The organism is Pseudobutyrivibrio sp. C4 (genome assembly GCF_900111635.1).
GTDB lineage: Bacteria > Bacillota > Clostridia > Lachnospirales > Lachnospiraceae > Pseudobutyrivibrio > Pseudobutyrivibrio ruminis.
The window spans coordinates 42,208-66,595 of record NZ_FOHF01000009.1 but is presented as its reverse complement, the minus strand read 5'-3'; the positions used below and the strand labels follow the sequence as shown (position 1 = coordinate 66,595).

Sequence of the window (24,388 nt, the reverse complement as noted above, 5' to 3'; positions counted from 1 at the left end):
CAGAATTTTTTACAAAACATCTAAGCAGGAGGGTTTGTTGAATGAAGATTATTATGTTAGGTGCACCTGGTGCAGGCAAAGGAACACAGGCAAAGCAGATTGCTGCTAAGTATTCAATTCCTCACATTTCTACAGGTGATATATTCCGTGCCAACATTAAAAATGGTACTGAACTTGGAAAAAAGGCGAAGGAATACATGGATCAGGGTTTGCTTGTTCCAGATGAACTTACTTGTGATCTTGTAATGGACCGCATTGCACAGGATGATGCTAAGAACGGATTTGTATTAGACGGATTCCCAAGAACTATTCCTCAGGCAGAAGCACTTGATGCTGCACTTACTAAAATTGGACAGTCAATGGATTATGCTATCGACGTAGATGTTCCAGATGAGAATATTATCAATAGAATGTCAGGTCGTAGAGCTTGTTTAAATTGTGGTGCTACATATCATATCGTTTCTATTCCACCTAAGAAGGAAGGCGTATGCGATACATGTGGCAGCCAGTTAGTATTAAGAGATGATGATAAACCAGAGACAGTAAAGAAGAGACTTGATGTTTATCATGATCAGACACAGCCTCTTATTGAATACTATAAGGGTAAGGACATTTTGAAGTCTGTTGATGGAACTCAGCCTATGGAAAAGGTTTTTGAGGATATCACTGCTATTTTAGGAGCTTAAGATGTCAGAAGTTATAACTATTAAAACTGATGAAGAAATTCAATTGATGCGTGAAGCTGGAAAGATTTTAGCACAGGTTCATGAAACGTTAGCTAAAGAAATTCACGAAGGAATGTCTACATTAGACGTGGATCGATTGGGTGAAGAAGTAATTAGAAGCTATGGCTGTGAGCCAAATTTCAAAGGTCTTTATGGATATCCAGCAAGTGTGTGTGTATCCGTAAATGATGAAGTTGTTCACGGTATTCCTACTGACGACCATATCCTTGTTAATGGAGATATTGTTAGCTTGGATACAGGCGTTCTTTACAAAGGATACCATAGCGACGCTGCTCGTACAGTTGGTGTTGGAGAAATCAGTGAAGAAGCAAGACTTCTTATTGAAAGAACACGTCAATCTTTCTTCCAAGGTATGAAATTTGCTACAGCTGGTAATCATTTATATGATATATCAGGCGCGATTGGCGATTATGCAGAGAGCTTTGGGTACGGAGTAGTTAGAGACTTGGTTGGACATGGTATTGGTACTTCGCTTCATGAAGCACCTGAAATTCCAAACTTCAGACGAAGATTTAGAAGAGGTCCAAAACTAATCAAAGGCATGACACTTGCTGTAGAGCCAATGATAAACGCTGGTAGCTGTGATGTGGCTTGGATGGATGATGAATGGACAGTAGTTACAATGGATGAGTCATTATCTGCTCATTATGAAAATACAATTGTAATTACAGACGGCGCTCCTGAAATTCTTACACTGACACCTACAGAACTTGCAAATCCGGAGGGAAATAAATGGATTTAATGCTTGCAACATCTAAGGCTGGTCATGATAAGAAACAAATATACTTAGTTCTTAAAGAAGATGATGAGTATTGTTATCTTGTAAATGGAACAACTAAACTTGTTGCCAAGCCTAAAAAGAAAAAGAAAATTCATTTACAGCTAATAAAAAATATTCCGTCTGATGTTTTAGAAGAAGTAAAAGACATTGAAACATTAGATGATGTATCAATAAAAAGAATTCTTAAAGTTTATAATAGGAGGAACAAAGATGTCTAAGGCAGATGTTATTGAAGTTGAGGGAGTGGTAGTTGAAAAACTTCCTAACGCTATGTTTAAGGTAGAGCTTGAAAACGGTCATCAGATTCTTGCTCATATCAGTGGTAAGTTAAGACAGAATTACATTCGTATCTTACCAGGTGATAAGGTTACAATCGAAATGAGTCCATATGATCTTTCTAAGGGAAGAATTATTTGGAGAGATAAGTAAAAATAATTAAAAATTTGTTGACATACATTAAAACGCCCGGTATACTATTAAACGGACGTTTTTAAGATGTTCAAATATAGATTGACCACAACCTTTGAATAAAAGGGCATGGAAAGGAGGAAAATCGTGAAAGTAAGATCTTCTGTAAAGCCTATGTGCGAGAAGTGCAAGGTCATCAAAAGAAAGGGTAGCATTCGTATTATCTGCGAGAACCCAAAGCATAAGCAGCGTCAGGGTTAATTCCTGTTTGTTTATGTAGCATTTTATTATGTGCGGCTGCAGTCTAAAGAGTATCTAATTTAGGCTGTTCATAATAAATAGGCCTATCATACCGAGGCCAATTTGTTCCAGATATGGGTGTACACACATTTCAGGCCGAGTGATCGGAGCTGTATTACTTATATCGCTTATTAATAGTAGAAATTTATGGAGGTGTAAACACACATGGCTCGTATTGCAGGTGTAGATTTACCAAGAGACAAGAGAATTGAAATTGGTTTAACTTACATTTACGGAATCGGTAGAGTAAGCTCAAACAAGATTCTTGAAGCAGCTGGTGTAGATCCTAGCACACGTGTTAAGGATTTAACTGACGAAGAAGTTAAGAAGATTAGCACAGTTATTGACGAAACTATGACTGTAGAAGGTGATCTTAGAAGAGAAGTAGCTCTTGATATTAAGAGACTTCAGGAAATCGGATGCTACAGAGGTATCCGTCATAGAAAGGGTCTTCCTGTTCGTGGACAGAAGACTAAGACAAACGCTCGTACTCGTAAGGGTCCAAAGCGTACAGTAGCAAATAAGAAGAAGTAATTATATTCATAGAAAGAAAGTAGGTTAGTTTAATTATGGCTAAAGTTGCAAAGAAGACAACAAAAAAGCGTGTAAAGAAAAACGTTGAACACGGACAGGTACATGTTCAGGCATCTTTCAATAATACTATCGTTACTATTACAGATGCTCAGGGTAACGCTCTTTCATGGGCAAGTGCTGGTGGTCTAGGATTTAGAGGTTCAAGGAAATCTACTCCTTATGCTGCACAGATGGCAGCAGAGACAGCAGTTAAGGCTGCTTTAGTTCACGGTTTAAAGAGTGTAGATGTATTCGTAAAGGGACCAGGTTCAGGACGTGAAGCTGCAATCAGAGCAATCGATGCAAACGGCGTTCAGGTTCTTACAATCAAGGATGTTACTCCAGTTCCACATAACGGATGTCGTCCACCAAAGCGTAGAAGAGTCTAATTAGGAGGGAAATCTAATGGCAGTTAATAAGACACCAGTTCTTAAAAGATGTAGATCTCTTGATTTAGATCCTACATTTTTAGGATATGATAAAAAGTCACGTAGACAGAAGAATAGAGGAAGAGGCAAGAAGTCTGAGTACGCTCTTCAGCTTCAGGAGAAGCAGAAGGCTAAGTTCATTTATGGCGTACTTGAGAAGCCTTTCCGTAATTATTATGAGAAGGCTGACCGTCAGAAGGGTATGACAGGTGAAAACCTTATGACAATGCTTGAGAGCCGTCTTGATAACGTAGTATTCCGTATGGGATTTGCTCGTACAAGAAAAGAAGCTCGTCAGGTTGTTGATCACAAGATGTTCCTTGTAAACGGCAAGCCAGTAAATGTTCCTTCATATCTTGTAAAGGCAGGCGATGTTATCGAAGTTCGCGAGAAGTCAAAGAGCCTTCAGAGATTTAAGGATATCGCAGAGGTTACAGCTGGTAGAACAACTCCAGAGTGGGTTGATGTTGATGCTGAGAACCTTAAGGGTACAGTTAAAGAGCTTCCTAATAGAGAGCAGATTGATGTACCAGTAGACGAGATGCTTATCGTCGAGTTATATTCAAAATAATAATTATTAGTAAATGTTTACAAAAAGCACTTATACAAGCTTGCTTGTATAAGTGCGATTTGTTACAATTTTACTATGTGGCAATAAGTAATCTGATGGAATATTTATTAAATATTCCTTTTTTAGAGTCTAGTACATTAAGTTTCATAATTTATGAAATAAGGAGGCAATGTAGTGTTAAATTTTGAAAACCCAAATATTGAAATCGTAGAGATTTCTGAGGACAAAAAATACGGCAGATTCGTTGTTGAACCCCTTGAGAGAGGTTATGGTATAACACTTGGTAATTCACTTCGCAGAATTATGCTTTCGTCTCTGCCAGGAGCTGCAGTTAGCCAGATAAAGATTGAAGGCGTTCTTCATGAGTTCAGTGCCATTCCAGGTGTAAAAGAGGATGTTACTGAAATCGTAATGAACATCAAGGAGCTTGCTATTAGAAATAATAGCTCTTCAGATGAGCCAAAGACAGCATATATTGAGTTCGAGGGAGAGGGAGTTGTTACAGCTGCTGATATCCAGGTTGACTCTGATATCGAGATTATCAATCCTGATCTTGTTATTGCACATCTTAATGGTGGTAATGATTGCAAGCTTTACATGGAGCTTACAATTACAAAGAATCGTGGATATATCTCTGCAGATAAGAACAAAACTCCAGATACTCCAATCGGTAAGATTGCAGTTGACTCAATTTACACACCAGTAGAGCGTGTAAATATGACAGTTGAGGACACTCGTGTAGGCCAGGTTACAGATTATGACAAGCTTACACTTGATGTATATACAAATGGCACAATGGGTCCAGATGAAGCCGTTTCTATGGCTGCAAAGGTACTCAGCGAGCATTTAAATCTTTTTGTTAACCTTTCAGATGCTGCTCAGGATCTTAGCGTTATCGCTGATAAGCCTGATGATACAACAGGTAAGACTCTTGAAATGAGCATTGATGAGCTTGAGCTTTCAGTTCGTTCATACAACTGCTTAAAGAGAGCTGGTATCAACACAGTAGCAGAGCTTTGCGACAAGTCACCAGATGACATGATGAAGGTTCGTAACCTTGGTCGCAAGTCAATGGAAGAAGTAGAGCAGAAGCTTAGCGAGCTTGGCCTTTCACTTAGAATGGTAGAGGACTAGTTCGAGAGCATATAGTAACAGGAAATAATACGTGACGGATAAGACCGATGAGCACTGTCGCGCATGCCTTTCCATTAATCAAGTTACGGGGTAAGACCGATGAGCACCTGTAACGCCAGTTATAAGGAGAAAAGAAATGGCAAAGTACAGAAAATTAAGCAGAACATCATCACAGAGAAAAGCTCTTTTAAGAAACCAGGTAACAGAGCTTCTTTATCACGGCAAGATCGTTACAACTGAAGCTAAGGCTAAGGAAGTAAAGAAGATTGCTGAGCACATCATTACTCTTGGTGTTAAGGAAAAGGATAACTTCGAAGAAGTTACAGTTCAGGCTAAGGTAGCACGCAAGGACAAAGATGGTAAGAGAGTAAAGGAAGTTGTTGATGGCAAGAAGGTAACTGTATACGATACAGTTGATAAGAAGATTAAGAAGGATTCTCCTTCAAGACTTCACGCTCGTCGTCAGATGATGCAGGTTCTTTACACACCTACAGCTAAGGGTGCTAAGAAGAGCGAGACACACAAGGTTGATATGGCTAACTTTGTATTTGATGAGATTGCTCCAAAGTATGTTGACCGCAAGGGTGGTTATACACGTATCGTTAAGATCGGACCACGTAAGGGCGATGCAGCTATGGAAGTAGTTCTTGAGCTTGTATAATATATATTTGCTTTTTAAACCAGGACATTAGTCCTGGTTTTTTTTATTGAAATAATAGATTCAATATGCATATTGCCTATGGTGAAAAATCTATAATATTATATAAAATGCTAAAATAAATACTATAATAAAAATAAAATGTGGTGTATTCTAAAAGCAAGAAAGAGATTAATGGGAGGTCTTAAATATGGCAGCCGATAGCACAAAGAAAATGACAGAAGGAAGCCCAATGAAGCTTATATTAGGGTTTTCCATTCCTATGCTTGCGGGACTTTTATTCCAACAAATGTACAACCTTGTTGATACTATTATAGTTGGTCAAACATTAGGAGATAATGCATTAGCTGCAGTAGGTTCAACTGGATCTATTAATTTTTTAATCAATGGTTTTTGTATAGGAGTCTGTTCGGGTTTTGCAATTCCTGTTGCTCAACGATTTGGAGCAGAATCCTATGATTCGATGCGTAAGTTTGTAGGAAATTCAATAATAATATCTGGCATATTTGCTCTTGCTATAACATTAGTAGTAAGTATCTTTTGTTATCAAATATTGGAGATTATGCAAACCCCAAATGATATTATCAAGCTAGCGTATTCCTATATTTCAATTATATTTTTCGGAATACCGGTTACTTTTCTGTATAATCTTACCGCTGGTATAATGCGTTCGCTAGGAGATAGCAAAACGCCAACCTACTTCTTAATTATGGCAGCAGGAATCAATATTGTATTAGATATTGTTTTTATTATAGTTTTGGGCATGAGCGTAGATGGACCAGCACTTGCAACTGTAATATCTCAGTTTATTGCAGGTATAAGCTGCCTGATTTATATGAAAAAGAAATTCCCTATTCTTAAGCTGGCAAAAAATGATTTAAAGCTAGGTCCACACCATACTGCTGTCTTAATATCAATGGGTCTTCCATTTGGCTTGCAATACTCTATAACAGCAATTGGCTCGGTTGTTCTACAGACCGCTGTTAATGGCTTAGGTACTGTCGCTGTAGCTTCTATGACAGCAGGCTCTAAAGTATCTATGTTTGTAGTATGTCCTTTTGATGCACTTGGAGGCACTATGGCCACATTTGCAGGTCAAAATGTTGGCGCAAAAGATATCCAAAGAGTTCGAAAAGGTGTATGGACAGCGCAGATGTTAGGAACGATATATGCAATACTCATCTTTATAGTATTGTTCTTTAGTGGAAGTACAATCTTAAGGTTATTTACATCTACGGACATTGTTATTAAACAGGCTAGAATGTTCTTATTGGCAAATAGTATTACCTATACTTTGCTTGCAGGAGTTAATATATTTAGATTTGCAATCCAGGGAATGGGATTCTCCACATTTGCGGTATTTGCAGGTGTAATGGAGATGATAGCTCGTATATTAGTAGCATTTACTTTGGTACCTATGATAGGCTTTAGAGGAGCTATATGGGCCAGTCCTGTAGCATGGCTTTTTGCAGACCTGTTCTTAGTGCCTGGATTCTATTATTGTTGTAAAAAATTAACTGATAAATATGAAGGAGATAAAGTAATCCACATTTAATGTTTGATAATTAACAAACGAATTGTCTGAAAAATACAAAATAAATACAAAATTATGCAAAAATACTTTTACATTTTTCCTGAGATTTTGATACAATGGCATAAAATTAAAGGAGGAAGTTTTTATGGAGAAAAAGTATTTTGATTTATCGGGACGAGTAGCACTTATAACAGGTTGCTCATCAGGCCTTGGCGTACAGATGGCCAAGGCGTTGGCAGCGCAGGGATGTAATATAGTAGCAGTTGCCCGCCGCCAGAATCTTATCGAAGAGGTGGCAAAAGAGATTTCTGACACATATGGCGTAAAGGCCATTGGAGTTCCTTGCGACATTACAGATACTGAGAAAGTAAATGCTGCAGTAGATACAGTCCTTAAAGAGTTTAGCAGAATTGATATTTTAATTAACAATGCTGGTACAGGTTCAGGTGCTACACCAGCAGAAGATGTTGAAGATGCTCAATTTGAAGGAGAAGTAGCCATTGATTTGACAGGTAGTTTTAAGATGGCCAGAGCCATTGCTAAAAAGGCTATGATTCCTGCCGGATATGGCCGTATTATAAATATTGCTTCTATGTATGGATTAGTAGGTAATAATATTGCTCCGGCAGCAGCATACCACGCTGCAAAGGGCGGTGTTGTAAATCTCACAAGAGCGCTTGCATCAGAGTGGGGAAATAAGGGTATTACGGTCAATGCTATTTGCCCAGGATATTTTGAAACACCACTTACAAAAGAAACATTGGATAGTGAGTTTTTCCAGCAATATGCAAAGACAATGATTCCTCTTAACAGATATGGTAAAGAGGGCGAGCTAGACACAGCAGCAATTTTCCTTGCATCTCCAGCAAGTACATATGTTAACGGTGTAATTCTTCCAGTTGATGGCGGATATACATGTATGTAATCAATATGGGCCTGGTGGGCCCATATTTTTGTTCTTGTTGACTTTAGTGATTAAAAGTGCTAAAGTACTTCAAAGAAGAATAATCAGGAGGGGAAAACATGAAGAAGAAAATACTTGCATCAGTTTTGGCGTCAGTAATGGTTCTTAGCATGGTTGGTTGCGGTACAGATGCAGCTGCTCAAAAGGAAGCAGAAACAGCCACAACAACCGAAACAACAGAAGAAACTACTACAGATGCTAATCAGACATACAATGTAGGAGTAATTCAGTTAGTGCAGCATCCAGCCCTTGACACAGCAACAGAGGGATTTTCAGATGCTTTAAAAGAGAAGCTTGGGGATCAGGTAGAAATCAACGTACAGAATGCTTCTGGTGATACAGCTACATGTGCCACAATTGCAAATTCATTTGTATCAGATAATGTTGATTTGATTATGGCTAATGCAACACCTGCAATGCAGGCTAGTTCAACAGCAACAAATTCTATTCCAATCGTAGCTACATCTATTACAGATTATGGTACAGCACTTGGAATTAAAGATTGGGAAGGTACAACAGGAATCAACGTAACAGGTACATCTGATTTGGCTCCACTTGATGGACAGGCAGAAATGTTAAATGAACTTTTCCCAGATGCAAAAGAAGTAGGAATCATCTACTGCTCTGGCGAGGATAATTCATTATATCAGGCAAATCAGATTACAACATATCTTGAGGACTATGGATACAATGTTACAGCATACACATTCTCTGACTCAGCAGACGTTGCAACAGTAGTTCAGACAGCATGCGGAGAAAGCGATGTATTATATGTTCCTACAGATAATGTAGCAGCAAGTTGCGCTGAAACAATCAACAATGTAGCACTTACAGCAGGCGTGCCAATCATCGCTGGTGAGGAAGGAATCTGTAAGGGATGCGGTATCGCAACACTTTCTATTTCATACTATGATATCGGATACGCAGCAGGTCTTATGGCTTACGAAATCCTTGTTAATGGACAGGACCCTGCTACATATGAGATTCAGTATGCAACAGAGTTTACAAAGGAATATAATCCAGTAATTGCAGAAGCGCTCGGAATTGAGCTTCCAGATGATTATGTTGCAATCGAGATGGAAGAAGAGGCTGAATAATAAGATTTAGCAACAAAATAAAATTATTTTGGGGCAAGGTCAGAAATTTTGACCTTGCTCTTTGGAGTTTAAAATGGGAATTGAAACATTAATTGCAGGAATGCCTGGTACAGTTGCACAGGGAATAATATACGGAATAATGGCACTAGGCATCTACATTACATTCAAATTATTAAATTTTGCAGATTTATCGGTAGATGGATCATTTGCGACAGGAGGAGCTGTTGCAGCTATGGTGATTATATCAGGCCATTCTTGGGTGTTGGCTTTAGTACTTGCACTAATCGCAGGAGCTTTAGCAGGCTTGATTACAGGTGTATTACATACAGTTCTTGGAATTCCTGATATATTGGCCGGTATTCTTACTCAGCTCGCATTATATTCAATAAATTTGAGAATTGCTAAAAATCAGCCAAACACTCCTATCTCAGTAGATAAGTACAATTTGGCTGTTTCACTTAGATATAAAACAGATGCGTTAGTCACAGTTCTTGTGATTGCTGTGATTATAATAGCAATCATGTATTGGTTCTTTGGAACAGAAATGGGTTCTGCACTTCGTGCTACAGGAACAAACCCAGCCATGGCAAAAGCCCAGGGAATTAACGTAAATGTTATGAAAGCGTTAGGACTTGTAGTATCAAATGCGTTAGTAGCTTTTGCAGGCGCACTATTTGCTCAGTTCAATGGTAATGCTGATGTAAATATGGGTAGAGGCGCGATTGTAATAGGATTGGCATCCATCATTATTGGAGATGTGTTATGTAATGCATTTTTCAAGAAAAAGAGTACATTCTGGCTTGCACTTGGTTTTGTAATTGTAGGTGGTATTCTTTATTACATTTTCATAGCATTTGTATTGTGGCTCAAGATGCCAGCAAATGACATGAAATTGTTCACAGCGATAATAGTAGCAATATTCCTTGCTGTGCCATATTTAAAGAATAAAATGAATAGCTCCTTCTTTAAGGCGGCAAAAAGAGGAGGTAAACGATAATGCTTAATGCTAATAAAATTAGAAAAACTTTTAATGCTGGGACAATTAATGAAAAAGTAGCATTATCAGGTGCATCTCTTTATTTAGAGGAGGGCGAATTCTGCACAGTAATTGGTGGAAATGGTGCAGGAAAATCCACATTTCTTAATGCGATTGCAGGTGTGTGGCCAGTAGATGCAGGTTCTATCTCGATAGATGGTGTTGATGTTACCGGCCTTCCAGAGCACAAGCGTGCTCGTTACTTGGGAAGAGTGTTCCAGGATCCTATGACAGGTACTGCAGCAAACATGCAGATTGATGAAAACATGGCTTTGGCAGCACGCAGAGGAAAAACAAGAGGTTTAGGCTGGGGCGTTACGAAAGCTGAAAGAGAAAGATATCACGAAATGCTAAAGCAGTTGGATTTGGGCTTGGAAGATAGACTTACAGCAAAGGTAGGATTGCTTTCAGGTGGACAGAGACAGGCCCTTACACTTCTCATGGCGACTCTCCAAAAGCCAAAGGTGTTACTGCTAGATGAGCATACTGCAGCCCTTGACCCAAAGACAGCAGCAAAGGTTCTTGAAATAACTGATATGTTAATTAAGGAGAATAACCTTACAGCCATGATGGTTACCCATAATATGAGAGATGCCATCCATTATGGTAATCGACTTATCATGATGAATGAGGGCAGAGTTATTCTCAACATTTCGGGAGAAGAAAAAAAGAATCTTACAATTGAGGACCTTTTACATAAATTTGAAGAGGTATCTGGTACAGAGTTCACTAACGATACAGAAATATTATCAAAGTAAATTATACAAAACCGTCGGCAATGTTTGCAGACGGTTTTGTTTTTTATATCTATTAAAATTTTATTAAAATCATTACTTTTCCACTATTTTATGATAAATTAATATAAGAATTTTCTACAAAACGGAGGCAGTTGTGAACGAGAATAATAACAACCAAAACGGTGGAGATAAAAAGAATAATCGTCAGCCTTTCTACACTTTAGGAATATTAGTGCTTGTGGCACTTTTCTTTACAAGTATGATGTACAGAGGGGCTAGTTCAAATTCAAATCAGGAGATTACTTACACAGAGTTTTTACAGCTTGTCGAAGATGATAAAGTTGCAGAAGTAAACTTCGATAACGATGTCATCAATATTACTCTTGTTGAGGGTGAAACATATGGCATGTCATCTGATGAGGCAAGTGCGCTTCAGCAGATTTATGAAAGCACAGGCCAGTCCACATCTGTAAAGCTTTATACAGCATATCTTCGTGATGATGATTTGCTTGATAAGTTAGATGAACACGGCGTAGAGTATGAAGGAACAATTGCTGATTCGACAGCGGCAATTATCTATAACGTACTATCATTTGTTTTGCCAATTGTATTGTTATGGGTGCTTCTTGGTTTCTTTATGAAACGTATGGGTGGTGGCCCAATGGGCGTTGGTAAATCAAATGCCAAGCTCTACAATATGGAAAAAGCTACCGGAGTTACTTTTAAGGATGTAGCTGGACAGGATGAGGCAAAGGAATCAGTTCAGGAAATGGTAGATTTCCTGCATAACCCTCGTAAGTACACAGAAATCGGCGCGAAGCTTCCAAAGGGTGCTCTTTTAGTAGGCCCTCCAGGAACAGGTAAAACACTTCTTGCAAAAGCAGTTGCAGGTGAAGCTGGTGTTCCATTCTTTTCACTTGCAGGTTCAGATTTCGTAGAGATGTTTGTTGGTGTTGGTGCTTCACGTGTACGTGACCTTTTCAAGGAAGCACAGAAAGTAGCACCATGTATCGTTTTCATCGATGAGATTGATGCCATTGGTAAGAGCCGTGATGCACATTATGGCGGCGGTAACGATGAGCGTGAGCAGACATTAAACCAGCTTCTCTCAGAGATGGATGGTTTTGATTCAAACAAGGGCTTACTTATCCTTGCAGCTACAAACAGACCAGAGGTACTTGATAAAGCATTACTTCGTCCGGGTCGTTTCGATAGACGAATCATCGTTGATAAGCCAGATCAGAAGGGACGTCTTGAAATCCTTAAGGTTCATTCCAAGGATGTAAAGATGGATGAGACAGTTGATTTGGATGCTATCGCACTTGCATCAGTAGGTCTTGTTGGATCTGATCTTGCAAATATCATTAACGAGGCAGCTATTTTAGCAGTCAAAGATAAGCGCAAGTTTGTAAATCAAAAAGATTTATTCGAAGCATTTGAACTTGTAGCAGTTGGCGGCAAGGAAAAGAAGGATAGAGCGATGAGTGAGAAGGAACGTAAAATCGTTTCATATCACGAAGTTGGACATGCTCTTGTTTCTGCATTGCAAAAGGATGCTGAGCCAGTTCAGAAGATTACAATTGTTCCTAGAACAATGGGAGCGTTGGGATACACTCTTCAGACTCCAGAAGAAGAAAAGTTCCTTGAGACTAAGGACGAGTTAATTGCAAAGATTGTTACATATATGGGTGGTCGAGCAGCAGAAGATATTAAATTTGGTTCGTACACTTCAGGTGCAGCTAATGATATCGAGCAAGCTACAAAGATTGCCAGAGCAATGGTTACTCGATTTGGTATGTCTGAAAAGTTTGGAATGATGGGACTTGCAACAGTAGAGAGCCAGTATCTTGATGGAAGAGCATCATTAATCTGCGGCGAAAATACAGCAGCAGAAATAGATAAAGAAGTTCTTCAGATGATTACAGATGCATATGCAAAGGCTAAGCAGCTTCTTGCAGACAACATGGAATGCCTTGATAAGATTTCAGACTATCTATTTGAGCATGAGACAATTACAGGTAAGGAATTCATGTCAATCTTTAGAGAAATAAAGGGAATTCCTGATCCAGAAGAAAAGAAAGAACCAGAAAGACATAGTCTTTTTGACGATGATAATGATCCACAGAATGTGGTAAAAGATAGCATTTTTGATGAGTAATTTATATGGTAACTGAAAAAGACCTTAGTAAACTCCCGGATCAACCGGGAGTTTATCTAATGCACGGGAAAAATGATGAAATTATATATGTAGGTAAAGCATTGTCTCTTCGTCATAGAGTGAGACAATACTTTCAACCAAGCCATGATGAGGGCCTCAAGAAAAAGCAGATGGTGGCAAATATTGATTATTTTGAGTTTATAGTCACTGACTCTGAATTAGAGGCTCTTATTTTAGAATGTAATTTAATAAAGGAATATCGTCCGAAATATAATACTATGCTTCGCGATGATAAAACCTACCCATATATTGAGGTTACTTTGCAGGAAGCATATCCAAGGGTGCTGTTTTCTAGAAGGATGAAAAAGAATGGTAGTAAGTTTTTTGGCCCATTCACATCTGCAGGAGCTGTTCACGACACTATTGAGCTAGTTCAAAAACTATACAAGATACGAACCTGTTCCCAGAAGCTTCCAGAAAATTTTGGTAAGAACAGACCATGCTTGAACTATCATATTGGTCAATGCTTAGGCCCTTGCCAGGGAAATGTTCCTGTGGAAGAGTATCGTAAAAACGTAGAAAAAGTAATCGAGTTTTTAAATGGAGATTACGCCGATACAATAAAAGATCTTCAAAGAAAAATGCTTGCAGCATCAGAGGATATGGATTATGAGAAAGCTGCACTTTACAGAGATTTAATTGAGTCAGTTAAGGCCTGTGCAGGAAGACAGAAAGCTACCCAGCTTGATGGAGAGGATAGAGATATAATTGCTATGGCGAAGGGCAAAGAGGATGCAGTTGTTCAGGTGTTCTTTATTCGCGGTGGCAAAATGATTGGTAGAGAGCATTTCTTTATTAATGTTCGCGTGGATGATACAGATGAAGATTTGCTTGAATACTTCCTTAAAGATTACTACACAGGTACACCTTTTATCCCTAGAGAAATATTTGTTCAGTTTGAAATGACTGAATCGGAATTAATTGAAACATGGCTTACAAATAAAAAAGGTTCCAGAGTGTACATAAGAACTCCTAAGCGTGGAGCCAAGGAAAAGCTCGTTGAACTTGCGGCTAAAAATGCCCAGATGGTTTTGGATCAGGATAGAGAAAAAATCAAGAAAGAAGAGGGCCGCACAATTGGAGCTATGAAGGAAATAGCTGATATATTAGGACTTCCAGGAGCGAGCAGAATGGAGGCATACGATATTTCAAATATTTCAGGATTCCAATCAGTTGGCTCAATGGTAGTATTTGAAAAAGGTAAGCCAAAGCGCTCGGATTATCGTAAATTCAAAATCAAAACCGTTGAAGGTCCAAATGATTACGCATCTATGCATGAGGTGCTGACTCGTCGTTTTTCTCATGGTCTAGAAGAGCTTGAAGAAAATGGCGGTGTAATAGAAGACAGCTTTACCAAATTCCCTGATGTTATAATGATGGATGGTGGTAAAGGACAGGTGCACATTGCAGAGCAGGTTATGGCTGAATTAGGGCTTCACATTCCTATTGCAGGTATGGTAAAGGATGATCATCATAGAACCAGAGGCCTATACTATAAGGATGAAGAAATACCTATAGATACGCATTCTGAGGGCTTCCAGTTAATTACAAGACTTCAGGATGAAGCACATCGATTTGCAATAGAATATCATCGTAGCCTCAGAAGCAAAGGACAGGTTAGAAGTTTTCTTGATGATATTGAGAGCATTGGACCAAAGAGACGCAAGGCCCTTATGAAAAAATATATTTCTGCAGAAAAAATGGCAAATGCCACAGTGGAAGATTTGATGGATACAGAATCTATGAGTAAAGAAGCAGCAGAGAATGTATACAATTACTTTCACCCTATTAATTCCGCAGAAAATGAGCTAAAATAGTCTATGAATTTTCAGTAGATGGGAGGTTTTTATGGCAAATAATAAATTTGTATCAGTAGCAACAATTCAGGAAAGATTTAATCTTACCAATTTCACACCAGAGCTTAATCTTGAAGAGGCTCAGGTAACAGTTGCAGATGTCAATAGACCAGCGCTTCAGCTACACGGATTTTATGAGCATTTTGATTCAAGCCGAATTCAGGTTATTGGAAACGTAGAAGCAGCGTACTTAAATAAAAAGACAGATGAAGAAAAAGCAGAAAGCTTTGCACAGTTATTAACATATGATATTCCATGTGTAATTTTCTGTAGAGGTGAAAAGCCAGGAGAAATATTACTCAAGGAAGCTGTTAAGGCAAATGTTCCTGTATTAGGAACTAATCGTGCTACATCAGAGTTTATGTCAGCTTTGATATATTCTTTAAATAAAGATTTTGCACCATACACAACTATTCACGGAGTATTAGTTGATGTTTATGGTGAAGGTTTGCTTATTACTGGTGAATCTGGAATAGGTAAATCAGAGGCAGCATTGGAGCTTATCCGTCGTGGTCACAGACTTGTATCAGACGATGTAGTAGAGATTCGTCGTCCAAACAACGAAAGATTATACGGACGCGCACCATCAATCACACAGTATCTCATTGAGCTTAGAGGTATTGGAATTATCGATGTTAAATCACTTTATGGTGTTGAGGCTGTAAAGGATGAGCAGCGTATTGATTTAGTTATTAAGCTTGAGGATTGGTCAAAGGAAAAAGAATATGACCGTCTTGGTATGACAGATGAATATATGAATATTCTAGGAATTGATGTAACATGTCACTCACTTCCAATCAGACCAGGTAGAAATCTCGCTATTATTTGTGAGGCTGCCGCAGTTAACCATCGTCAGAAGAAGATGGGCTATAATGCTGCTGAAGAGCTTTACAGGCGAGTTCAGAATAATATTAATGGATAGGAGATGCAAATCTTATGGAACGTAAGAATGCTTGGAGTAAGTATACTTCAGAAAAAGATAAGAAAAAGGTTATGGCCTTTGGTGAAGACTATAGAAAGTTCTTATCAACATGCAAAACAGAAAGAGAATGTGTTTCATTCTTTGTAGAAAAGGCTGAAAAAGCAGGATTTAAGAATCTTGATGAAGCTATTGCAAGTGGTAAGAAGCTTAAAGCAGGAGAAAAGGTTTACGCTGTAAATAAGGGTAAGGAGCTTGCTTTATTTATCGTAGGTACAGAGGATTTAGAGTCTGGCATGAACATTCTTGGTGCTCATATCGACAGCCCAAGAATGGATTTAAAGCAGAATCCATTATATGAGGATTCAGATATCGCATTACTTGACACTCACTATTATGGTGGTATCAAGAAATACCAGTGGGTAACTATTCCACTTGCACTTCACGGTGTACTTGTTAAAAAGACAGGTGAAGTAATGCCTGTTAATGTAGGTGAAGATGAGAATGATCCAGTATTTGGTATTTCAGATTTACTTATTCACCTTGCAGCAGACCAGATGGATAAGAAGGGGGCAAAGGTAGTAGAAGGTGAAGACCTCAATGTTATCGTAGGAAGCATCCCAGGCTTTGACAAAAAGGGCGAGAAGGAAAAGGAATCTGTAAAGAAGAATATTCTTAAGCTTCTTAAAGACAAGTACGATATTGAGGAAGAAGATTTCATTTCAGCAGAAATCGAAGTTGTTCCAGCCGGTCCAGCTAGAGACTTTGGTTTTGATCGTTCAATGATCTTAGGATACGGTCACGATGATAGAGTATGTGCTTACTCATCATTTATGGCACTTATTGATTGCAAGGAAAAATTAAAGAAGACAGCATGCTGCCTCCTTGTAGATAAAGAAGAAATTGGTTCTGTAGGCGCAACAGGTATGGAATCTAGATTCTTCGAGAATATTTTCGCAGAGCTTTACAATCTTACAGGAGATTATTCAGAGCTTAAGCTTCGCAGAGCTCTTACAAACTGCAAGGTTCTTTCATCAGATGTATCTGCAGCATTTGATCCAAACTATGCATCAGCATTTGAAAAGAACAACTCAGCATATCTCGGACGTGGTCTTGTATTTAACAAGTATACAGGCGCTAGAGGTAAGAGTGGTTCAAACGATGCATCCGCTGAGTATGTTGCAGAGGTTCGTGACATCATGGACAAGGACAATGTATTCTGGCAGACAGCTGAGCTTGGTAAGGTAGACCAGGGGGGCGGTGGAACAATCGCCTACATCATGGGCAATTACAACATGCAGGTAATTGACTCAGGTGTTGCTGTTCTTTCTATGCACGCTCCATGTGAGATTATTTCAAAGGTTGATTTATACGAAGCATTATTAGGATACGAGGCGTTTATTAAATATGCTTAATGAGAAATACCAGAAATTAGCAGAAGAATTAAAAGCACAATTTCCAAAATCTTTAATCCTTTTAGAGGAAGCAATGAAAAGTCATACGACTTTTAGAATAGGAGGTCCGGCCGATATTTATATCGAGCCGGATTATGCCTCTATTATTCCTTTAATTCGATTTCTTAAAGAGCAGGAGATTCCATTTATTGTTATAGGAAATGGAAGCAATTTGCTAGTGTCTGATGAGGGAATCGAAGGTGTTGTTATTTCCCTTGGTAAACAATCAAATGACATAACAATCAATGGTGATACAGTGGTTGTAGAAGCAGGTGCTTTGCTTTCAACTGTAGCTAACAAAGCTGCAAAAGCAGGGCTTACTGGAATGGAATTCGCATCAGGAATACCAGGTTCAATCGGTGGTGCAGTATTTATGAATGCAGGAGCCTATGGCGGGGAAATGAAGGACATAATCGAATCAGTCCTTATTCTTACCCCATCAATGGAGCAGAAAACTGTTACACCAGAGGAATTATCAATGTCGTATCGTCATTCATCTTTAATGGAAGATGGAGGATATGTTCTTTCTGCTGTTCTTAAGCTTAGTCAAGGAAATCCAGAAGAAATACAGGCTAGAATTGACGAAATCAGACAGCAGCGTACTGAAAAGCAACCACTTAATTTCCCAAGTGCAGGTTCTACTTTTAAGCGACCAGAGGGATATTTTGCTGGAAAGCTTATTGATGACACAGGATTGCGTGGATATACTGTAGGTGGTGCCCAGGTTTCAGAAAAACACTGTGGCTTTGTAGTAAATAAGGGCGATGCAACAGCAGCTGATGTTTTACAATTAATGTCAGATGTTAATGATAAAGTATTTAATAAATTTGGAGTTCATTTAGTTCCAGAGGTTCGAATTATAGGGAGGAACGTAAATTGAAGCTATTAATTCTAACAGGAATGTCAGGTGCAGGTAAAAACACAGCATTTAAAATGCTGGAGGATATGGGCTACTATTGCATGGACAATCTTCCAATCCAATTGTTAAAGAGCGTTGTTGAATTGGCTGAGAATGGCGCCTTTGATCAAAAGATTGTTGTTGGAATAGATGTACGTAATGGTAGAGCTATGAAGCTTTTGCCGGACATTTTGCAGGAATTAGACAACGACAACAAACATTTTTCTATTCTGTTCTTGGATGCAGAGGATGATGTGTTAATTAAACGATACAAAGAGACCAGACGTAATCATCCACTTTCTGGTAGAGAAAGAATTGCAGCTGGCATTCAGCAGGAAAGAGAATCTATCGGATTTTTACGTGATGAGGCAGACTATGTTATCGATACAACCCATCTTTTAACAAGAGAGTTAAAGGAAGAGCTTGAAAAGATATTTGTTGATGATGCAGATTACAAGAGCCTTTTCGTGACTATCATTTCATTTGGCTTTAAGTACGGAATTCCAGAAGATGCGGATTTGGTTTTTGATGTACGATTCTTACCAAATCCATACTATGATACAGACCTTAGGCCGTTCACAGGAAACGACCAGCCAATCAAGGATTTCGTTTTAAAATATGAGGAGTCTCAGATTTTCTTAGAGAAAACAACTGACTTAATCAAGTTCCTGATTCCTAACTATATAAAAGAAGGAAAGAATCAGCTGGTTATTGCAGTTGGATGTACAGGCGGTAAACACAGAAGTGTATGCCTGGCAGATGAGATTTTTGAGGCACTAAATCATGATGAGTCTTATGGACTTAAAATTGAGCATCGTGATATAGGCAAGGATGCTTTGAGAGGAAAATAATTGTCATTTTCAAAAGATGTAAAAGAGGAACTCTTTTCTGTTATTCCTAAAAGTAGGCATTGTATGGTGGCAGAGATGTCTGGCATTTTTCTTATGGAAGGAATAAATGCATTTCAGAACTATTCAGATGAACCATTAAACAGAAAAGTCTTTACTTTATTAAATAAAACACTTAATATAGGAAAAGATGTCACAGCACTGTCTACTGATGTCTTATTGGAGACTAAAAAAATGCTTAAGCTATCCGATGATAGCGAGATAGCAAACGATTTAGTTATCCAACAGCCATGCTGTAAGCGTTCATTTATACGAGGAGCGTTTTTGGCGGCAGGCTCCATTTCAGATCCCAATAAGGGATATCATTTTGAGATTGTATGCAACACAGAAGCTATGGCTTCTCAGCTAACAAAGGTTATGAACACATTCGATGTGGAAGCAAAATATGTTAGCAGAAATGGTAAATATGTTGTATACCTTAAAGAAGGCGCACAAATCGTTGAAATATTACGTGTTATGGAAGCCGCGCACTCGGTAATGGAGTTGGAAAACATCAGGGTAGTTAAAGAGGTGCGAGGCACAATCAATCGAAAAGTCAATTGCGAGACAGCAAACATTGGCAAAACAGTTAATGCAGCTGTTCGACAAATCGAAGCAATTCATCTTTTGGATGAAAAGCTGGGGCTTGATACATTGCCACCACAGCTACAGGAAATTGCTCAGGTAAGACTTGATAATCCAGACACACCGCTAGGAGCCTTGGGGCAGTACTTAGATCCACCTATAGGCAAGTCAGGAGTTAATCATCGATTGAAAAAGCTGGTTCAAATGGCAGAACAGTTATAAAAGGCCAGCGTTAGGTTTTATTTAGTTTTTCAGGAGGACGTCATGCAAAAAGAAGTTACTATTCAGATGACAAATTCAATGGAAGCTACACCAATAGCACACCTTGTGCAGTTAGCTAACCAGTTTGGAAGTTCAATCTATTTCGAGATGGATGAAAAGAAGGTTAATGCTAAAAGTATTATGGGTATGATGAGTTTGGTATTGGCTTCAGGATCAAAGGTAGTTATTGATGCTACAGGAGATGATGAAGAAAAGGCTGTCACAGAACTTGCTGATTTCCTTACAAAATAAATTATTATCGAGGGATATATGTCAAAAAGATTATTATTTATTATCAATCCACGCTCTGGTAAAGGGCAGATAAAAGAACATCTGGCTGACATTCTGGATATAATGATTAAGGCTGGCTATCAGGTTAGTGTACATATTACACAGTCTGGTGGCGATGCAACAAGACAGACAATTGAACAGTCCAAGGATTTCGATAGAATCGTTTGCTCTGGTGGAGATGGAACACTTGATGAAGTGGTTACTGGTATGATGCAGTTGGCTCCATCAGAAAGAAAGCCTATTGGATATATTCCAGCTGGCTCAACAAATGATTTTGGAAATTCACTTGGTATAGATAAGAACATGTTAAATGCAGCGCAGATTAGTGTTTCTGATAAACTATTTCCATGTGATATAGGTAGATTCAATTCAGATTCATTTGTATATGTGGCTGCATTTGGTATTTTTACAGAAGTTTCTTATGCCACATCACAAGATTTAAAGAATCTTCTAGGACATGCTGCATACATAATCGAAGGAGCTAAACAGCTTCGCGATATACCATCATTCCGCATGCAGGTGGAGTATGATGGCAATGTTATTTATGATGAGTTTATTTATGGCATGATTACTAATTCAAAGTCTGTCGGCGGTTTTCAGGGTATCATAAGAGGCAATATTGGTTTGAACGATGGTGTGTTTGAGGCAACATTAATCAAAATGCCACGTAACCCAATGGAGCTCAATGAAATCCTAGGCTTTATGACTGGTATTATTCCAGATTCAGAGATGGTATACAGTTTCCAAACCAGCGAAATAAAGTTTACATGTAGTGAAGATGTCCCATGGACATTGGACGGAGAATTCGGTGGCAATCATAAGGTTGTTAACGTCGTAGACGAGAACAGTGCCCTTGAAATAGCTATTGAATAGAATTTTACGTTATGTTAAAATTTGCGGTAGATGGGGTTCTTTAGAACCCAAAAACGATTATATGGAGGATATAATTATGTTAGTTTCTGCAAAAGAAATGCTTGATAAAGCAAAAGCAGGCCACTATGCAGTTGGTCAGTTCAACATTAATAACCTTGAGTGGACAAAAGCCATTCTTCTTACAGCTCAGGAGCTTAACTCACCTGTAATCCTTGGTGTATCTGAGGGTGCTGGTAAGTACATGACAGGCTTCGGTACAGTAGCTGCTATGGTTAAGGCTATGGACGAGGAGCTCGGAATTACAGTTCCTGTAGCACTTCACCTTGATCACGGTACATACGAAGGATGCTACAAGTGCATCAAAGCTGGTTTCACATCAATCATGTTTGATGGTTCACACTATCCATTCGAGGAGAACCTTGCAAAGTCTACAGAGCTTGTTAATGTTGCTCACGGACTTGGCCTTTCTATCGAGTGCGAAGTTGGTTCAATCGGTGGTGAAGAAGATGGTGTTGTAGGTATGGGCGAGTGTGCTGATCCTAACGAGTGCAAGACAATCGCTGACCTTGGTGTAGATATGCTTGCAGCAGGTATCGGTAACATCCACGGTAAGTACCCAGAGAACTGGCAGGGACTTTCTTTCGAGACACTTGATGCTATTCAGCAGAAGACAGGTGCAATGCCACTCGTACTTCACGGTGGTACAGGTATCCCAGCTGATATGATCAAGAAGGCTATCGAGCTTGGTGTTTCAAAGATCAACGTTAACACAGAGTGCCAGCTTTCATTTGCTGACGCTACACGTAAATATATTGAGGCTGGTAAGGACCTTGAGGGTAAGGGCTTCGATCCACGTAAGCTTTTAGCTCCTGGTACAGATGCTATCAAGGCAACAGTTAAAGAAAAGATGGAACTTTTCGGTTCAGTTGGAAAGGCTTAATCGGTTTGCCCGATTTAGCTTTCTTATGAGCTTTATGGAAGACAATCGGTGGGGATCCTTGCTGATTGTCTTTCTTTATATATGTTATGGGAAAGGATACTTTATAAATGGAAGAATATTTTAATGTGGCAGACATCTTTGGAGAAAATGTATTTAACGATACAGTTATGCAGGAACGACTTCCAAAGAAGACTTATCAGAAGCTTAAGCAGACTATTCTTGCTGGAGAAGAGCTTGATTTAGAGACTGCTGATGTTATTGCACACGAAATGAAGGAGTGGGCTATTGAGAAGGGTGCAACCCACTACACACATTGGTTCCAGCCACTTACAGGTATTACAGCAGAAAAACATGATTCATTTATTTCTGCTCCACTGCCAAGTGGTAAGGTGCTTATGAGCTTTTCTGGTAAAGAGCTTATAAAAGGTGAGCCAGATGCATCATCGTTCCCTTCAGGAGGACTTAGAGCCACATTTGAGGCAAGAGGATATACTGCTTGGGATCCAACATCTCCAGCATTTGTTAGACAGGATGCAGCAGGTGCAACACTTTGCATTCCTACAGCTTTCTGTTCATACACAGGAGAAGCTTTGGATCAAAAAACACCTTTGCTTCGTTCTATGGAAGTTTTATCAGAGCAGGCAATCAGACTTCTTAGATTATTTGGTAACACAAATTCTAAGCGTGTAATTCCTTCAGTTGGTGCTGAACAGGAATACTTCCTTATTGACCGTGAAATGTATCTTGCCCGTAAGGATTTAATGTATACAGGTCGTACACTCTTTGGTGCAATGCCACCTAAGGGACAGGAAATGGACGACCATTATTTTGGCTCAATTCCAGAGAGAATTGAAGCTTATATGCGTGATGTTAATATTGAGCTTTGGAAGCTCGGCGTTTCATCTAAAACACAGCATAATGAGGTTGCTCCAGCTCAGCACGAGCTTGCACCAATCTATGCACAGTGCAACGTTGCAGTTGATCACAACCAGATTATCATGGAGACTCTTAGAAAGGTTGCAAACCGCCATGGTTTACAGTGCCTCCTCCATGAAAAACCATTCGCAGGCGTAAATGGTTCAGGTAAGCATGATAACTGGTCACTTGTTACCGATGATGGAATCAATCTTTTTGAGCCAGGTAAATCACCACATGAGAACATCCAGTTCTTGCTTGTGCTTTGTCTTGTTCTTAAGGCTGTTGATTTACATGCAGATCTTCTTCGTGAATCTGCATCAGACGTTGGTAATGATCACAGATTAGGTGGAAATGAAGCACCTCCTGTAATCATCTCTGTATACCTTGGAGAGCAGTTAGAGGACGTTTTAAGACAGCTTATCTCTACTGGTACTGCTACTAAGTCAAAGAAGGGTGAAAAGCTGGCTACAGGCGTTAAAACACTTCCAGACTTTAGAAAAGATGCTACAGATAGAAACCGTACATCACCATTTGCATTTACTGGAAATAAGTTCGAATTCAGAATGGTTGGTTCACAGGATTCAGTTGGCGAGCCAAACGTAGTTCTCAATACAATCATGGCAGAAGCACTTTGCGAGGCTTGTGATGAGCTTGAGAAAGCAAAGGATTTTGATAGTGCAGTTCATGATATGATTAAGAAGCTTGCTACAGAGCATCAGCGCATCGTATTCAACGGAAACGGATACGGAGAAGAGTGGATTGAAGAAGCAAAGAAGAGAGGCTTGCCAAGTATCAATTCTTTGGTAGAAGCAATTCCTGCTCTTACAACAGATGCGACAGTTTCAATGTTTGAAAAGTTTGGTGTATTCTCAAAGGTAGAGCTTGAATCACGTGCAGAAATCGAATATGAGCAGTATATCAAGTCAATCAATATTGAAGCTAAGACCATGATAGATATGGCTTCTAAGCAGATTATTCCAGCTGTAATAGGCTATGCTACAGAGCTTGGACTTTCTATTGGTACAATTCAGGATGCTTGTCCTGAGGCTGATGTAAGCACACAGAAGGAGCTTCTCATTAAGGTATCTAACCATCTACGTGAAGCAAAAGAAGCCCTTGTAAAGCTTAAAGAAACAAACAATAAGGCATATACTATGAAGGCTTCTAGCTGCGAAAAAGCCAACTTCTACCACGATGAAGTTATAAAGGCTATGGAAGAGCTTCGTGCTCCTGTAGACGCCTTAGAAATGATTGTAGACAAGGAATGCTGGCCAATGCCAAGCTACGGAGACATGATTTTCGAAGTATAAAATAAAGCAAA

At 39.1% G+C, this 24,388-nt stretch carries 26 protein-coding genes; all 26 read left to right on the top strand.

The features are described from left to right. Positions 1-41: 41 nt before the first annotated feature. The 26 genes from BMY66_RS12475 to BMY66_RS12350 all read left to right on the top strand — a co-directional run bounded on the left by BMY66_RS12475 (position 42) and on the right by BMY66_RS12350 (position 24,377). Complete coding sequence (locus BMY66_RS12475) at positions 42-686, top strand: adenylate kinase (protein ID WP_033153087.1); 645 nt, start codon at positions 42-44, stop codon at positions 684-686. A gap of 1 nt (position 687) precedes the next feature. After that, the gene (gene map, locus BMY66_RS12470) at positions 688-1,488 is read left to right on the top strand and encodes a type I methionyl aminopeptidase (RefSeq protein WP_033153088.1); all 801 of its coding nucleotides are present in this window, start codon (positions 688-690) and stop codon (positions 1,486-1,488) included. Next, on the top strand, positions 1,479-1,745 hold the full coding sequence (locus BMY66_RS12465) for a KOW domain-containing RNA-binding protein (protein ID WP_044938672.1): 267 nt from the start codon (positions 1,479-1,481) through the stop codon (positions 1,743-1,745). Before map ends, BMY66_RS12465 begins: the two co-directional genes overlap by 10 nt. Then, a complete protein-coding gene (gene infA / locus BMY66_RS12460) occupies positions 1,738-1,956 on the top strand; it encodes a translation initiation factor IF-1 (RefSeq protein ID WP_015548337.1) in 219 nt (72 codons plus the stop codon). The genes BMY66_RS12465 and infA overlap by 8 nt, the downstream gene beginning before the upstream one ends. Positions 1,957-2,082: 126 nt before the next feature. After that, positions 2,083-2,196: a 50S ribosomal protein L36 gene (gene rpmJ / locus BMY66_RS12455; protein ID WP_004604068.1), complete on the top strand. Its 114-nt coding sequence runs from the start codon at positions 2,083-2,085 to the stop codon at positions 2,194-2,196. A 204-nt stretch (positions 2,197-2,400) separates the two neighbouring features. Next, positions 2,401-2,769: a 30S ribosomal protein S13 gene (gene rpsM / locus BMY66_RS12450; protein WP_044938667.1), complete on the top strand. Its 369-nt coding sequence runs from the start codon at positions 2,401-2,403 to the stop codon at positions 2,767-2,769. Between the two features lie 35 nt (positions 2,770-2,804). Further along, positions 2,805-3,197: a 30S ribosomal protein S11 gene (gene rpsK / locus BMY66_RS12445; protein WP_015548335.1), complete on the top strand. Its 393-nt coding sequence runs from the start codon at positions 2,805-2,807 to the stop codon at positions 3,195-3,197. A gap of 16 nt (positions 3,198-3,213) precedes the next feature. Beyond that, positions 3,214-3,807 (top strand): 30S ribosomal protein S4, encoded by a 594-nt coding sequence (gene rpsD, locus BMY66_RS12440; RefSeq protein WP_033153092.1) that lies wholly within the window; start codon positions 3,214-3,216, stop codon positions 3,805-3,807. A 174-nt stretch (positions 3,808-3,981) separates the two neighbouring features. After that, entirely contained in the window at positions 3,982-4,941 is a 960-nt protein-coding gene (locus BMY66_RS12435) for a DNA-directed RNA polymerase subunit alpha (protein WP_033153098.1), read from the top strand. Positions 4,942-5,077: 136 nt separating this feature from the next. Beyond that, complete coding sequence (locus BMY66_RS12430) at positions 5,078-5,602, top strand: bL17 family ribosomal protein (protein WP_033153100.1); 525 nt, start codon at positions 5,078-5,080, stop codon at positions 5,600-5,602. Between the two features lie 187 nt (positions 5,603-5,789). Further along, a complete protein-coding gene (locus BMY66_RS12425; protein WP_090395386.1) occupies positions 5,790-7,154 on the top strand; it encodes an MATE family efflux transporter in 1,365 nt (454 codons plus the stop codon). Positions 7,155-7,278: 124 nt separating this feature from the next. Next, positions 7,279-8,058 carry an SDR family oxidoreductase gene (locus BMY66_RS12420; RefSeq protein WP_090395385.1) on the top strand — a complete coding sequence of 260 codons (780 nt, stop codon included), beginning with the start codon at positions 7,279-7,281 and terminating at the stop codon, positions 8,056-8,058. 98 nt (positions 8,059-8,156) lie between these two features. Further along, complete coding sequence (locus BMY66_RS12415; protein ID WP_044938655.1) at positions 8,157-9,194, top strand: ABC transporter substrate-binding protein; 1,038 nt, start codon at positions 8,157-8,159, stop codon at positions 9,192-9,194. 73 nt (positions 9,195-9,267) lie between these two features. Further along, a complete protein-coding gene (locus BMY66_RS12410) occupies positions 9,268-10,191 on the top strand; it encodes an ABC transporter permease (RefSeq protein WP_074791619.1) in 924 nt (307 codons plus the stop codon). Next, positions 10,191-10,988, top strand: a complete 798-nt coding sequence (locus BMY66_RS12405) for an ABC transporter ATP-binding protein (RefSeq protein WP_044938650.1) — start codon at positions 10,191-10,193, stop codon at positions 10,986-10,988. The genes BMY66_RS12410 and BMY66_RS12405 overlap by 1 nt, the downstream gene beginning before the upstream one ends. A 133-nt stretch (positions 10,989-11,121) precedes the next feature. After that, a complete protein-coding gene (gene ftsH / locus BMY66_RS12400; protein ID WP_081822045.1) occupies positions 11,122-13,125 on the top strand; it encodes an ATP-dependent zinc metalloprotease FtsH in 2,004 nt (667 codons plus the stop codon). A gap of 5 nt (positions 13,126-13,130) precedes the next feature. Then, a complete protein-coding gene (gene uvrC, locus BMY66_RS12395) occupies positions 13,131-15,002 on the top strand; it encodes an excinuclease ABC subunit UvrC (protein WP_090395384.1) in 1,872 nt (623 codons plus the stop codon). A 31-nt stretch (positions 15,003-15,033) separates the two neighbouring features. After that, positions 15,034-15,963: an HPr(Ser) kinase/phosphatase gene (gene hprK / locus BMY66_RS12390; protein ID WP_090395383.1), complete on the top strand. Its 930-nt coding sequence runs from the start codon at positions 15,034-15,036 to the stop codon at positions 15,961-15,963. A gap of 14 nt (positions 15,964-15,977) precedes the next feature. Continuing rightward, entirely contained in the window at positions 15,978-17,375 is a 1,398-nt protein-coding gene (locus BMY66_RS12385) for an aminopeptidase (protein ID WP_044938641.1), read from the top strand. Continuing rightward, positions 17,368-18,294, top strand: coding sequence for a UDP-N-acetylmuramate dehydrogenase (gene murB, locus BMY66_RS12380; protein ID WP_090395381.1), 927 nt, complete (start codon positions 17,368-17,370; stop codon positions 18,292-18,294). Before BMY66_RS12385 ends, murB begins: the two co-directional genes overlap by 8 nt. Next, positions 18,291-19,163, top strand: coding sequence for an RNase adapter RapZ (gene rapZ, locus BMY66_RS12375; RefSeq protein ID WP_033153122.1), 873 nt, complete (start codon positions 18,291-18,293; stop codon positions 19,161-19,163). Before murB ends, rapZ begins: the two co-directional genes overlap by 4 nt. Next, complete coding sequence (gene whiA / locus BMY66_RS12370; RefSeq protein WP_044938636.1) at positions 19,164-20,006, top strand: DNA-binding protein WhiA; 843 nt, start codon at positions 19,164-19,166, stop codon at positions 20,004-20,006. A 42-nt stretch (positions 20,007-20,048) separates the two neighbouring features. Beyond that, positions 20,049-20,297 carry an HPr family phosphocarrier protein gene (locus BMY66_RS12365; protein WP_044938633.1) on the top strand — a complete coding sequence of 83 codons (249 nt, stop codon included), beginning with the start codon at positions 20,049-20,051 and terminating at the stop codon, positions 20,295-20,297. Positions 20,298-20,315: 18 nt separating this feature from the next. Beyond that, positions 20,316-21,209 carry a diacylglycerol/lipid kinase family protein gene (locus tag BMY66_RS12360; RefSeq protein ID WP_044938630.1) on the top strand — a complete coding sequence of 298 codons (894 nt, stop codon included), beginning with the start codon at positions 20,316-20,318 and terminating at the stop codon, positions 21,207-21,209. A 76-nt stretch (positions 21,210-21,285) separates the two neighbouring features. After that, positions 21,286-22,149: a class II fructose-1,6-bisphosphate aldolase gene (gene fba, locus BMY66_RS12355; protein ID WP_033153129.1), complete on the top strand. Its 864-nt coding sequence runs from the start codon at positions 21,286-21,288 to the stop codon at positions 22,147-22,149. Between the two features lie 107 nt (positions 22,150-22,256). Next, positions 22,257-24,377 (top strand): glutamine synthetase III family protein, encoded by a 2,121-nt coding sequence (locus BMY66_RS12350; RefSeq protein WP_044938628.1) that lies wholly within the window; start codon positions 22,257-22,259, stop codon positions 24,375-24,377. Positions 24,378-24,388: the final 11 nt, after the last annotated feature.